Origin of the sequence: Vibrio sp. 10N.286.48.F5 (genome assembly GCF_041469785.1) — a bacterium.
GTDB classification, from domain to species: domain Bacteria; phylum Pseudomonadota; class Gammaproteobacteria; order Enterobacterales; family Vibrionaceae; genus Vibrio; species Vibrio crassostreae_C.
Map to the genome: position 1 here is coordinate 123,549 of NZ_JBFRLG010000016.1, position 12,371 is coordinate 135,919.

Below are 12,371 nucleotides of genomic sequence, written 5' to 3' on the forward strand. Positions count from 1 at the left end.
CTACTACATCCTTTCGTGGTTAATTATACCAACAATAAAAGGTATTAACTATCACATTGTTAAAATTAATAGGTAAAACCTATCAAAAAGATAAAGGTCGCGTTAATGGGTCGGAAAACTAACTAATACGTCCGAAAATTGCCGCGCATAATGCGTCCAATAAACCCATGACTTCCGAAAAGCGCCGTATTTAGCCCGTATTTAGTCCTTTTATGGACTCTAATTACTACTTGAGCATTAGGTAAGTTAGAGGATTGAAAGTCAGGTTTTGTAAGGTTTTGACAAGTTTTGTGATGGGATGGTGCGCGGCCTCTATTGGGTTTTAAAGTGGGTTTAAATTGAAAAACACAACAAAAAAGACAAGATAAATACTAATTAACAAGAACTTAATGATCATAATTGGTTCATATGACATTATCAGACATAAAAAACCGCCCTTTCGAGCGGTTCTTATTAGTGGTATTCGTAATGCTCACTAAAGAGTCGTTCCATTTCCTCTAGTGGTTGAGTTCTGTAGCAATTGAGCCTAGTTCCATTAAATGATTGTTTGCCACCATCAGATAAACCAACAACCTTTTTCAAATAAGTGCCTAGCTTAATCTTATTACAACGGTCATAACCGCTAACGCTCATCTTGTCGCAATAAGCTATGTAGCTATCAAAGAAACTCGTTTTTGGTATTGTCTGTGCTGCCTCCAAATCAAAAGAGACATTACCATCCACAAGTGAACCATCATCAATCATTGATTTAAGCCAAATAGCCTCACTCGGTAAGGATTCCATTATTTGTTGCTGCGTGGCGTCCGTCTTTGGTGCTTTGCTTAAGTTGTACGGCTCAATGTCATAGCTTTTTAGGAAGTTGAATAACTGCCCCATTACCGCACTAGATTTAATATCACGATAGAGTTGAGAGAAGTATTGTCTATCCTGCTTCTTTTCCTCTGATACCTCTAGTACAAAGAAACGTCTTTCATCTTGTGTTTGTGGTACTGCCCAATCGTTATTAGTACACATCATAAAACGGTGAAAACTATCAACCTCAATCGCATCCTTTCCTTTGGCCTCAATAGTCACTGTGCTCTCTGTAATGAGAGTTCTTAGTTTACCGGCGTCTTTAGCTGAACCACTCCAGAAAGCCTCTTCAATGGTCACAAACAGCTTATTTGCTAAGTGGCTATTAAACGCCCCTAGTAGGTGCTTTCCGTCTTGTACTCTCATTGCGTGCTGTCCTAGCAGTCGTTCAAGTAAAATTGAAACCGTACTCTTACCAGTGCCTCTAGCTTCTGATTTAAGAACAACACAAACACCACTCTTTTGTTCTGGCTTTTGAACTATGTGCGCCATCCAAGCAAGTAGGTATTTAAAGTGCTCATCATCACCATTACAGATAATATTTCTAAGATGCCACATTATGCCGTCCAGCTTGTCGTCACCCTCTACAGCGTCAACCGCAAAGCCTGACCACATATTTAAGAACCTGCTACTAGCTCGCTCTGACGGATCAAATACAACTCCATGGAAAGTCTTTCTGTCTATATCTTTCATCCACAAATCAAAGCAGTTAGCTTTCTTTATCTTGTCTTCTTGTAGGTGGGTAAAGTTAAGATTCGCATAGAAAGCACGCTTCTGGTGCTCTGGCGTAAACTCATAACTCACATTACCTTTGTGGTCTGTAGCCTTTTCACAGACAAGGGTTTTTGAGCCATGCTTGACCACTGAGTGACTAGAGTTGAATGTATTAACAATCTCCCCTTTATGCTCCTCCAATTCCTCATCAGTAGCCTTTCGGCAAAGGTCGATAAGGGCATCATAAGCAAGTGGAGCATCATCCTGGTTAACTAAGTGTAGATAGGTTGGTTTGGTTGTGTCGGTAGTGAAGAACTTAAGCGCATCAGCCACTAAGCTAACGTTTGGCTCTCTCTTTCGACCTGTTAAGTTCTCAATCGCGTCTGACTCTCGGTCTGCGTCTGTTGTTGAATATCCAGCTCGAACCATTCCAATATTAAGATCATCTGCTATTTGCTTGTTGTCTGGCTGTGATGATGGTGTCTGGTAGAGCTCTTGGAATGTAGAGATTATTCGCTTGTGTTTGTCATTAACAATTAGTGATAAGTCGATATTTTCAGCGTCACCAAAAGAGATTGGCATTTCGTGACAAATGGCATCTGTCAGCGCTCTCTCGTATCGGTATTGCTCGTCATTTTTACGTGCGGTCTTTGCCATAATGATATAAACTCTTTTTGTTAGCTGGCGGTTATTTCTTGGTCGGAAGCACCACCAGCTGATATTGGAAAGCCTGCTTACTTAGTGGGCTTTTTTCATTTCTGAGTAAGCGTTTCTTTGTTCGTTAGTCATCCAGATAACATCAACCGGATACGGTGGGATATCACCAGTTTTAGGGCACTTCCTTACAGCATGTTTAACACTAAACGGAAGTCTCTTTTTTGCTAGGGCTGATACAATGCTGTGTAGGTTTCCAATGCCAACATAACGAGCCTGACGCGTATCTAACTGAATCCCCTCCATCATCACTCTAGTGACGTAATTAACCAGCTGTTCGCCTTTCTTTGGTTCTGGTAAACCAAGTTCAAAGCATTCGTCTTTATAAATAAGTGTCATAATTTCCCCTTTGATAACTACTTATGAATTAACTAACTAATTTAACCAATTGTTTTAAAAGGTATAAGTTAATAAAAATCAAGAACCGCAATACATTCAACCCAATACGAACCCATTTAGCTATGTTCTGATATCCATCTTTCATACGATGAAAGCGTCCACCCTTGGGTTCTGTTATTAACTTTAACTGGACTTGGTAATCGCCCTTCCTTAACCATCTTGTAAATGGTTGGTCTTTTTTTACCTATCAACTCCATCATTTCTTTAATAGTGATTAGCTTATCTGGCATATTTTCATCTCCGTTTGTTTACTTTGATAAAGTCTATCCCTTGAGCTTTCAATAAATAAGGGAATGAAATTTTAAAAGCATTCCCATCACTATCGCCTCTCTCCAATCAAATCAGGACTAACAGTTAGTTGAATAAAAAACTCATCTAACCTTGATACATAATCAGCAGCTTCCGTTTCTTCCCAATCTGTTTCATTCAATTCATTCATGTAGAAGTAATTTTTAGACTTCCATTCCGTGTAGCCTTTATCGATAGAGCTTGCTTTTCTGGAGTGCTTTGGATACCTATCACCAAGTAAGGCAGCAATTTTTTGACATGCTTCGCCCTTAGTCATCCCTAAAACTTCAATTAGATACATAGCTCCGGCATAAACGAATCTATCTACCGCTTGTTTTTGTATCTTAACTTTTGGTGATGCGTCTCCATTCCATCGCATGATTGCTGATTGAGCTAAATAGACTTGGGCAACCTCTGGCAATAAGATCTTGTTTTCAAAGCAGAAAATAACAAGAAAATCCATATAACCAGACTCATTAGTAGTTCGCCAATTTAATATTAATGTCCTTATATAAACCAAATGCTCTTCGTTAATATTTCCCAGATCTTTTGATAGTTCACGCGTTATAAGCTCGTATTCTCTGAATGTACTGGCCCAAGGTAGCTGCTTAACGCACATGTAAGGGAAGTCATTTAGTATGCTGCTATCGCCCATTATCTAATCCCTACTACATTTTGGTGTGTGTGCGTCTCTGTTAACTTAGCCACCCAAATTTCTAATGCTGCTCTTTTCTTTTCTATGTGCTGCGAACGGTTATAAATCGCCATAACCCCGCCTAATGCGTGTCCTAGCATCTGTTCAACCACATATGGTTCTATTTCCATATCATTTAGCTTTGTTGCGAACGTTCTACGTAAATCATGAAGCGTCCACGACTCTTTATGCCCTAACTTTTTACATAGACCACCACCAACACTAGATACTGCCTCGGGTCTTTTTAGCTCCCCTAAGGTGTGTCCAGATTTAGACGCATTAATTAGATTTTGAATATGGTCTTTTAGACTTTCGGGAATTGGGCGCTTAATCTCTTGGCCTGTCTTGCTATTCGCTTTTGGTGTTGTCCAAATCATCTCGTCAAGATCCCACTCATCCACCTTTGACAGTCTTATTTCTTGAGTGCGACACCCGAACACAATTAATAGGTGTACTAAGTTTCTGTAGTACCAATTAGATTTAATGTCTTGCGTCCATTGCCAAACGTCCATAAGTTCCGACCATGACAAAACACGGTCTTTCTTTTCTTGGTGCTCACCGATGTCAGAAATATTAAGGTCATCTAGTGCTATTGAGTGAGCAAACTGGCGATTACGACAAAACTTAAGTGCTTGCTTGGCGTTCTGTAGGATGTAGCCACTAGCTTTAGGTGCTGCTCGGTGGTGTGTGCCGTTGGTAATGTCATCAAAGACCTTTACCCAATGACGAGTTTCACACTGCTCTAGAGGTAAGTGACCAATGAAAGGGAATACATGTTTATCAAACTGTGCTCGATGCTTCTCATGATTAGCTCTATTCTTTGCCGCGTAGTTATCTAGCCAGTATGTGATGGCAGCTTTTACAGTGACGGCCTCGAGTATCTTCTCTTTCTTGAGTTGCTTCTGAACCTTTGGATCATGACCACCAGCTAAAACTCTTCGACACTCAATAGCCTCGCCTCTAGCTTCTGCTAAACCCATTACTGGATAAGTTCCAAGCGTTAGGTCTTGAGGCTTGCCGTTATAGCGGTATCTAAATACAAATGAGAGTTTACCTGTCTTACGGTGGTAGATGGTCAATCCGTCACGGTCAGCAATCTTAATAGGTGCTTTGTCGTGCTTCTTACCGTCTAGTGCTTTCAGCTTTGAATCTGTCAGTGCCATGCCCTAACCCTGCCCTAATAGTGTCCTAAGTTAAAAGTTAAGTTAGGTCATTATAAGTTATTGTATTTACTTACTTTGCCCTAAGTGTCCTAACTGTCCTAAGTTAATAATGAATTGTTTATAATTTTTAAGCTCAACCAAATGAACCCACACATAAACCCACAATTAACTGTACTTAAACAAAGATAAAGGTAAACAAAGAGAGATACAACGTACTAGCAAAGCATTGTATTTAGTGACTTTAGGTAAACTAATAGTAGGAATAACGAAACAAAGGGAAATGTTATAATTGATAATACGGCATGAACTAATCGTTCTTTCGTAATTTATTGAATTGAAAGCCAAGCTCATTGTTGAGTTTGGCTTTTTTTTGGCTTGTCGATCCGTGATAGTGGCTGATTACTCTCCAGTGCGACAACAGCGCCCTTTGTCGACGTTTGCGGAATCCAAGGCTGCTAGAATCGAACAATGGCTTGCATCATCGTCTACGTGACCACAACACGCATCATTAATCTTTTTAAGTGCGGTGCGAATCTTAGTTAACTCGGTAATCTTCTCATCAATCATCTCTAGCTTTGCTGAGGTAATCGACTTCACTTCAGAGCAACTGTGCTGTGTGGCCTCGAGGCGAATCTCAAGCAATTCTTTAATCTCGTCCAAACTCAGCCCCAACGCTTTAGATTTGAGAATAAACGTCACCTGTTTCTGGTTATTTTCATCATATAGGCGATAACCCGAGTCACTGCGACTGGCTGGCGCGATCAGGTTATTCTTCTCATAAAATCGCAAGGTATCGGCTGTCACACCGCATCGCTTCGCTAATTCACCGATCTGAAACATGTTTTTTCCTACTGTTTCGTCCATTCCACAATTAACCTTATCGTTACTTTTCAGGCTGAAATGGCACTTTTCATAATTAATTTTGAGATGCCAAACGATTGCGCGAGCTTTTTTGTAATAAATTAGTTAGAATCTGCGCCATCAAATTTGGAGTTGGTTATCTTATAGCTTAATCATAAGACTAACCCAAAAGGTCTTTACCAAAACTGGCCAATATTTTATCTCTTACTGGTATCTAAGATAATCCACGCTAAGAAGATAGAAACAAGTTCTTTTTTGGCAAATATCTTTATTTTAACCCCATGAATTTGAGGAAGATGGAAGCATGAATAACGCTCGTCCAATTCGCCGCGCTCTAATCAGCGTATCAGACAAAACTGGTATCGTTGAATTTGCACAAGCTCTTGCTAACCGTGGTGTAGATATCCTATCTACCGGTGGCACTGCTCGCCTGCTTGCTGAAAAAGGCATCTCTGTTACAGAAGTATCTGACTACACTGGTTTCCCAGAAATGATGGATGGCCGTGTTAAGACTCTGCACCCAAAAGTTCATGGTGGTGTTCTAGGCCGTCGTGGCCAAGATGATGACGTGATGGAAACTCACGGTATCAACCCTATCGATATGGTTGTTGTAAACCTATACCCATTCGCAGAAACCGTTGCTAAAGAAGGTTGTACCCTTGCTGATGCTGTTGAGAACATCGACATCGGCGGCCCTACAATGGTTCGCTCTGCAGCGAAAAACCACAAAGACGTAACGATCGTTGTTAACGCACACGACTACGAGCGCGTTGTCGCTGAAATGGACGCGAACGATAAATCTCTAACACTAGAGACTCGCTTCGACCTCGCTATCGCAGCATTCGAGCACACCGCTTCTTACGACGGCATGATCGCAAACTACTTCGGCACTATGGTTCCATCTTACGGTGCCTCTCTACTTGATGAAGAAGGAAAGAAGGCTGACGAAGAGTCTAAATTCCCTCGCACGTTCAACCAACAGTTCGAGAAAAAGCAAGACATGCGCTACGGTGAGAACAGCCACCAGGCAGCCGCATTCTACGTTGAAGCAAACCCTGAAGAAGCATCAGTTTCTACAGCTCGCCAGATTCAAGGTAAAGCCCTTTCTTACAACAACATCGCTGACACCGACGCAGCACTTGAGTGTGTGAAAGAGTTCGACCAGCCAGCATGTGTGATCGTTAAGCACGCTAACCCATGTGGTGTTGCACTAGGTGAAGACATCCTAGAAGCTTACGACCGTGCATTCAAAACAGACCCAACTTCTGCATTTGGCGGCATCATCGCTTTCAACCGTGAGCTAGACGCTGCAACAGCAACGGCTATCACTGAGCGTCAATTCGTTGAAGTTATCATTGCACCATCAGTTTCTGCTGAAGCAGTAGCAATCGTAGCGGCTAAGAAAAACCTTCGCCTACTTGAGTGTGGTGAGTGGACAACGAAGACAACTGGCTTTGACGTTAAACGCGTTAACGGTGGTTTGCTAGTTCAAGACCGCGACCAAGGCATGGTGTCTGAAGATGACCTTAAAGTGGTTTCTAAGCGCCAACCTACTGCTGAAGAATTGAAAGATGCTCTATTCTGCTGGAAAGTAGCGAAATACGTTAAATCTAACGCTATCGTTTACTCGAAAGGCGACATGACAATTGGTGTTGGCGCTGGCCAAATGAGCCGCGTTTACTCTGCGAAAATCGCAGGCATCAAAGCTGCAGACGAAGGTCTACAGGTTGAAGGCTGTGTGATGGCATCAGATGCATTCTTCCCATTCCGTGACGGTATCGACGCGGCTGCAGAGGCTGGCATCAAGTGTGTTATCCAACCGGGCGGCTCTATGCGTGATGACGAAGTTATCGCAGCAGCAGACGAACACGGCATGGCGATGATCTTTACGGGCATGCGTCACTTCCGCCACTAGAAAGAAAAGATACGAGAGCGCTTCGCTACGGGAAACGAGAACGCTGCGCTCCGAGATGAGCAACACTATCATTTAGTGTTGCTCAGACATTTTTTAGTTCTACTACTATCAATTTTGATTGAAGGTTTAAAACATGAATGTATTGATTATTGGTGCTGGCGGTCGTGAGCATGCACTAGGTTGGAAAGCAGCACAAAACCCAAACGTTGAAACAGTATTCATCGCTCCAGGTAACGCAGGTACTGCACTTGAGCCAAAACTAGAGAACGTAAACATCGGCGTTGAAGACATCGCTGGTTTAGTCGCGTTTGCTCAAGATAAAAAAATCGAACTGACTATCGTGGGCCCTGAAGCACCATTGGTTATCGGTGTGGTTGATGCATTCCGCGAAGTAGGTTTGCCAATCTTCGGCCCTACTCAAGCTGCAGCACAGCTTGAAGGCTCTAAAGCATTCACTAAAGACTTCCTAGCTCGTCATGATATCCCAACAGGTTACTACTCAAACTTCACTGAGATTGAGCCAGCTATCGCTTACGTTCGCGAGCAAGGCGCTCCTATCGTAGTGAAAGCTGACGGTCTTGCGGCAGGTAAAGGCGTTATCGTTGCGATGACCCTTGAAGAAGCAGAAGACGCAATCAAAGACATGCTAGCGGGCAACGCCTTTGGCGAAGCAGGCAGCCGCGTTGTTATCGAAGAGTTCCTTGAAGGCGAAGAAGCAAGCTTCATCGTAATGGTTGACGGCTCTAGCGTGCTTCCTATGGCCACCAGCCAAGATCACAAACGTGTTGGCGACAAAGACACTGGGCCAAACACGGGCGGCATGGGTGCTTACTCTCCTGCGCCGGTTGTAACTCCAGAAATCCACAACCGTATCCTTGAGGAAGTTATCTACCCAACGGTACGTGGTATGGACGCAGAAGGCGCACCTTACACAGGTTTCCTTTACGCTGGCCTAATGATCGATGCTGACGGCACACCTAAAGTTATCGAATACAACTGCCGCTTTGGCGACCCTGAAACGCAACCTATCATGATGCGTATGGAGTCAGACCTTGTTGAACTTTGCCTAATGGCTATCGACGAGAAGCTCGACGAAGCAGAATCGAAGTGGGATCCACGCGCTTCTATCGGTGTTGTTCTTGCGGCTGGCGGTTACCCTGCTGACTACGCAAAAGGTGACGTTATTTCACTACCAACAAGCGAAGTTGAAGGCCAAAAGGTTTTCCACGCGGGTACGACAAATAATGAAGCTGGCGACGTTGTGACAAACGGCGGTCGTGTACTTTGTGCAACAGCACTGGGCAATACGGTTTCTGAGGCTCAAGAGCGCGCTTACGCGTTGACGAAGCAAGTTAGCTGGAATGGTATGTTCCACCGCAATGATATTGGTTACCGTGCGATTGCGCGCGAACAAGAGCAGTAAACAATCTTGTTGCTCGCTTACTTTCCAATAACAGTAAGCAAATGACAGCAAGTGAATAACAGAAAAAGGCGCCTCAATAGGCGCCTTTTATTATCTCATTTACACAAGAATCTGTATTTGTACAGACAAATAGGCACTTGGCCTACAGTAGGCCAAATACTCTCAATCCTTTGATTACTCGCTATTCTTTCAACAATGATGGCCTAACGACACAATCATGGCTGTCTTCAGCCAGCATCAGTAACTCTTCCACGCTCATCTTACCCAGTGAATCACTGCCAAGAAACGCCGCATAGCTTTCCACAGACGCCAATCGGTCAATCACGAAGCCTGGCAAGGTCTGGTTAAATTCAATGCGATCAAACTCACCACCAGCGCACGTTTTAAAAGAGCTGCCATTCCAGTAACCCTGAATCAGCCTAAGCCCTTCATCATGCTGCTTCGTTGTGGTCTCTAGAACCGACGTCGCTTCTTTCTGATAGTTTTCAAGCTGCTTGGCTTGGATAGGTAAGATTTTGCTATCAATACGATACTGTTGATACACAGCTTCGCCTGACTTATTGAAACGCACATGGACTCGATAGGGAACCAGCTCATTAGAAGAGTTACGCTGCTCGCCTTCACGAATGAATTCACGAAGCACGCCTTCTGACCAAGCATAATCAGTTTGGTACCAGCCGTAATCGCCGACAGTGACGTAGTCAGCTGAAGTATGAGGTTGTGTTAGCTTGTTTGTAACCCAGTAGAAACTCGTCGCGTCGCCCATGACTTGGCCGCCAGTGTGAGTTTCAAATTGCTCTAGGTTTTTGCGAGGGCTTGTTGAAGAACAGCCAATAAGAAATGTAGATAATAGTGAAACGAGAAGAAATGCTTTTTTCATAAAAACCTGTACCGAGGTGGAATACGACTACCTCGGTACAGTTTAGATTATTTCACTGAATCTTTCAGCGCTTTACCTGCAACAAATGCTGGAACATTTGCAGCAGCGATTTGGATCTCATCACCAGTTTTTGGGTTACGACCAGTGCGAGCTGCACGGTGGTTTACTTTAAAAGTACCAAAACCAATTAGCTGAACTTGATCGCCATCTTTAAGAGCATCTGTAACACCGCCAAGAGTCGCTTCTAGAGCAGCTTTAGCTTGTGCTTTAGAAAGGTCCGCTTTTTCAGCAATAAAGTCGATTAATTGAGTCTTGTTCATTTTAGGTTTCCCTTCTTTGTATTTTTGAATTCAATTCACTCTAAAACATAAATGCCCCATCTGGCAAAGGTTTGTCGTCGATCTTTAGCTCTAATGCCGTAGTTTTAGCCATAATATGAGTAATAACTCACAATTTGTTACTGATTTTATTAAGCAAGCCCTTGTTTAAAAGGGGCTGAGAGCAAAATTAATGATGACCTAGCCACTACTTTTTCACTATAATCCACGCTGAATCGCTGCTAAAGCGTACAATTTAATTTAAGGGCAAACATGCTGCTGCTATCTATTTACATCTCCATTGCTATTGGAGTTTCTTTCATTTGTTCTGTTTTGGAAGCTGTACTTTTGAGTATTAGTCCGAGCTACATTGCTCAACTAAAACAAAATGGGCACCCTGCAGCAGAGTCTTTAGACAAACTGAAAACAGATATTGACCGCCCGCTTGCGTCAATTTTAACGCTCAACACCATCGCCCATACTATCGGTGCTGCGACAGCAGGTGCACAAGCGGCTGTCGTTTTTGGTAGCCAATGGTTAGGTGTCTTCTCTGCCGTGCTAACGCTAGGTATCTTGGTATTATCTGAGATTGTTCCAAAAACCATTGGTGCAACCTACTGGCGTCAACTTGCTCCTGCTTCGGCAAGCGTGCTTCGTTGGATGGTGTTCTTCCTAACACCGTTTGTATGGTTCTCAGAACAGATCACCAAACGTCTTGCTCGTGGCCACCAAGCACCAAAAATGCGTGATGAGTTATCTGCAATGGCGATTTTGGCAAAAGAGAGCGGTGAATTTGCAGAAGGCGAGTCAAAAATCCTGAGCAACCTACTGGGTATTCAAGATGTACCCGTGACTCAGGTAATGACGCCGCGCCCAGTGGTATTCCGTGTTGATGCGGAAATGAGTGTGAATACGTTCCTAGAACAACATAAAGACACGCCATTCTCACGTCCGCTGGTTTACAGCGAGCAGAGTGACAACATCATCGGTTTTGTTCACCGCTTAGAGCTGTTTAGATTGCAGCAAGCCGGTTGTGGTGAGAAAGCTTTGGGTGAAGTAATGCGCCCTATCCACGTGTTGCTGAACAACATGGGCTTGGCTAAGGCCTTTGACCAGATGATGGCAAACCGCCTGCAACTGTCTTTAGTTGTGGACGAATACGGCACTATTCAGGGCATCATCACCCTAGAAGACATCTTTGAGCACCTAGTGGGCGAAGAGATTGTCGACGAAGCGGATAAGACGACTGACATGCAAGAACTGGCGTTCCAACGCTGGGAGAAGTGGAAAGAGACACACGGTGTTATCGAAAACCGCGATGACGAGGACGAGGAAGAAACTCCAGCAGACAACGACTCTTCAGATGCAAAATCAACGAATGACGACGACGCATCAAAAGATAAGGCATCAAAAGACAAAGTGTAGAACGAAGACAAAAAAGACGCTTAATCTAAATTTGATACCGTCAGATACAACAAAGGCTCCCTAGGGAGCCTTTGTTTTTATTCGTACCTTGGTGCAATTGCGAATTATAGCGCAACACCAATGTTACTGACTGGGTCTTCACGCAGTTCGTGGCGTAGGTCTTTGATCAGCTCTAAGTCACGCTCAGTCGTTTCACGTAGAGGTCGGAAAATGGCCCACTGAACGTCCCACTCTTCACACACCGCTTCGTTTTCTTTCTGGTTTTCGTTCGTCACTTCTTCAGCGCCTTGAGCAAACTCAAGCTCAGCAACCGTCTTCACCGATTGTTGACTCACTTTAATTACCGCTTCCAACATATGTTCACGGTCAAGCAGACCATGAATTAGCGTTGCTAGGCCTTGGCATGCGTCCATTGCTGGGTAAACACCATAAAAATCAAAATCATCACCGCTAGGGAATAGCTCTTCAACCTTCTCAAGTTGACGCTCAAAGTTCACCTTTGCTGTTTTAACCGTCAGGATTTCCCAAATGCTATCCAAAACATCACGATAGATTCGAGCTTCCGCAAATTCTGTATTCTCACAAAACATGGCATAGTTAGGGTACATACGCTCACATAGACACGCCATAAAGGTAATTTGTTGCCAAGGTTCTAACTTTTCAAGACGAACCTGCAGTGGATTCTGAAGCATAGTCACTCAATAATTGCAGAAAAAGACAGCGAAA

Annotated in this window: 12 protein-coding genes; 3 read left to right on the forward strand and 9 right to left on the reverse strand. The window is 43.5% G+C overall.

Translation table 11 applies throughout. From position 1 onward, the window contains the following. Window positions 1-453 precede the first annotated feature (453 nt). From AB4185_RS11545 to zntR, 6 genes are all read right to left on the reverse strand, one after another. The gene (locus AB4185_RS11545) at window positions 454-2,223 is read right to left on the reverse strand and encodes a primase-helicase family protein (protein WP_372135475.1); all 1,770 of its coding nucleotides are present in this window, start codon (window positions 2,221-2,223) and stop codon (window positions 454-456) included. Between the two features lie 81 nt (window positions 2,224-2,304). Beyond that, window positions 2,305-2,619 (reverse strand): hypothetical protein, encoded by a 315-nt coding sequence (locus tag AB4185_RS11550; RefSeq protein ID WP_161686662.1) that lies wholly within the window; start codon window positions 2,617-2,619, stop codon window positions 2,305-2,307. A gap of 116 nt (window positions 2,620-2,735) precedes the next feature. Continuing rightward, window positions 2,736-2,909, reverse strand: a complete 174-nt coding sequence (locus AB4185_RS11555) for a helix-turn-helix transcriptional regulator (protein WP_372135476.1) — start codon at window positions 2,907-2,909, stop codon at window positions 2,736-2,738. A gap of 89 nt (window positions 2,910-2,998) precedes the next feature. Then, window positions 2,999-3,622 carry a hypothetical protein gene (locus tag AB4185_RS11560; RefSeq protein WP_372135477.1) on the reverse strand — a complete coding sequence of 208 codons (624 nt, stop codon included), beginning with the start codon at window positions 3,620-3,622 and terminating at the stop codon, window positions 2,999-3,001. After that, window positions 3,622-4,824 carry a tyrosine-type recombinase/integrase gene (locus AB4185_RS11565; RefSeq protein ID WP_372135478.1) on the reverse strand — a complete coding sequence of 401 codons (1,203 nt, stop codon included), beginning with the start codon at window positions 4,822-4,824 and terminating at the stop codon, window positions 3,622-3,624. Before AB4185_RS11565 ends, AB4185_RS11560 begins: the two co-directional genes overlap by 1 nt. 399 nt (window positions 4,825-5,223) lie before the next feature. Further along, window positions 5,224-5,664, reverse strand: coding sequence for a Zn(2+)-responsive transcriptional regulator (zntR, locus tag AB4185_RS11570; RefSeq protein WP_102429030.1), 441 nt, complete (start codon window positions 5,662-5,664; stop codon window positions 5,224-5,226). A 325-nt stretch (window positions 5,665-5,989) separates the two neighbouring features. Here zntR and purH point away from each other — a divergent pair, with 325 nt between their 5' ends. Further along, entirely contained in the window at window positions 5,990-7,600 is a 1,611-nt protein-coding gene (purH, locus tag AB4185_RS11575; protein ID WP_372135479.1) for a bifunctional phosphoribosylaminoimidazolecarboxamide formyltransferase/IMP cyclohydrolase, read from the forward strand. Window positions 7,601-7,733: 133 nt separating this feature from the next. Further along, on the forward strand, window positions 7,734-9,023 hold the full coding sequence (gene purD, locus AB4185_RS11580; RefSeq protein WP_017062702.1) for a phosphoribosylamine--glycine ligase: 1,290 nt from the start codon (window positions 7,734-7,736) through the stop codon (window positions 9,021-9,023). Between the two features lie 181 nt (window positions 9,024-9,204). On the opposite strand, the gene AB4185_RS11585 is transcribed toward purD, so the two are convergent. Next, the gene (locus AB4185_RS11585) at window positions 9,205-9,903 is read right to left on the reverse strand and encodes a DUF1481 domain-containing protein (RefSeq protein WP_017063655.1); all 699 of its coding nucleotides are present in this window, start codon (window positions 9,901-9,903) and stop codon (window positions 9,205-9,207) included. 47 nt (window positions 9,904-9,950) lie between these two features. Then, window positions 9,951-10,223, reverse strand: a complete 273-nt coding sequence (gene hupA / locus AB4185_RS11590; protein WP_004729753.1) for a nucleoid-associated protein HU-alpha — start codon at window positions 10,221-10,223, stop codon at window positions 9,951-9,953. A gap of 270 nt (window positions 10,224-10,493) precedes the next feature. Here hupA and AB4185_RS11595 point away from each other — a divergent pair, with 270 nt between their 5' ends. After that, on the forward strand, window positions 10,494-11,645 hold the full coding sequence (locus tag AB4185_RS11595; protein WP_102429032.1) for a CNNM domain-containing protein: 1,152 nt from the start codon (window positions 10,494-10,496) through the stop codon (window positions 11,643-11,645). A 104-nt stretch (window positions 11,646-11,749) separates the two neighbouring features. On the opposite strand, the gene AB4185_RS11600 is transcribed toward AB4185_RS11595, so the two are convergent. After that, window positions 11,750-12,337, reverse strand: a complete 588-nt coding sequence (locus AB4185_RS11600; protein ID WP_017062699.1) for a YjaG family protein — start codon at window positions 12,335-12,337, stop codon at window positions 11,750-11,752. Window positions 12,338-12,371: the final 34 nt, after the last annotated feature.

Coding starts and splice junctions, on each gene's coding strand:
- AB4185_RS11545 (WP_372135475.1), bottom strand. CDS start 2,223: ATGGCAAAGACCGCACGTAAAAATGACGAGCAATACCGATACGAGAGA.
- AB4185_RS11550 (WP_161686662.1), bottom strand. CDS start 2,619: ATGACACTTATTTATAAAGACGAATGCTTTGAACTTGGTTTACCAGAA.
- AB4185_RS11555 (WP_372135476.1), bottom strand. CDS start 2,909: ATGCCAGATAAGCTAATCACTATTAAAGAAATGATGGAGTTGATAGGT.
- AB4185_RS11560 (WP_372135477.1), bottom strand. CDS start 3,622: ATGGGCGATAGCAGCATACTAAATGACTTCCCTTACATGTGCGTTAAG.
- AB4185_RS11565 (WP_372135478.1), bottom strand. CDS start 4,824: ATGGCACTGACAGATTCAAAGCTGAAAGCACTAGACGGTAAGAAGCAC.
- zntR (WP_102429030.1), bottom strand. CDS start 5,664: ATGTTTCAGATCGGTGAATTAGCGAAGCGATGCGGTGTGACAGCCGAT.
- purH (WP_372135479.1), top strand. CDS start 5,990: ATGAATAACGCTCGTCCAATTCGCCGCGCTCTAATCAGCGTATCAGAC.
- purD (WP_017062702.1), top strand. CDS start 7,734: ATGAATGTATTGATTATTGGTGCTGGCGGTCGTGAGCATGCACTAGGT.
- AB4185_RS11585 (WP_017063655.1), bottom strand. CDS start 9,903: ATGAAAAAAGCATTTCTTCTCGTTTCACTATTATCTACATTTCTTATT.
- hupA (WP_004729753.1), bottom strand. CDS start 10,223: ATGAACAAGACTCAATTAATCGACTTTATTGCTGAAAAAGCGGACCTT.
- AB4185_RS11595 (WP_102429032.1), top strand. CDS start 10,494: ATGCTGCTGCTATCTATTTACATCTCCATTGCTATTGGAGTTTCTTTC.
- AB4185_RS11600 (WP_017062699.1), bottom strand. CDS start 12,337: ATGCTTCAGAATCCACTGCAGGTTCGTCTTGAAAAGTTAGAACCTTGG.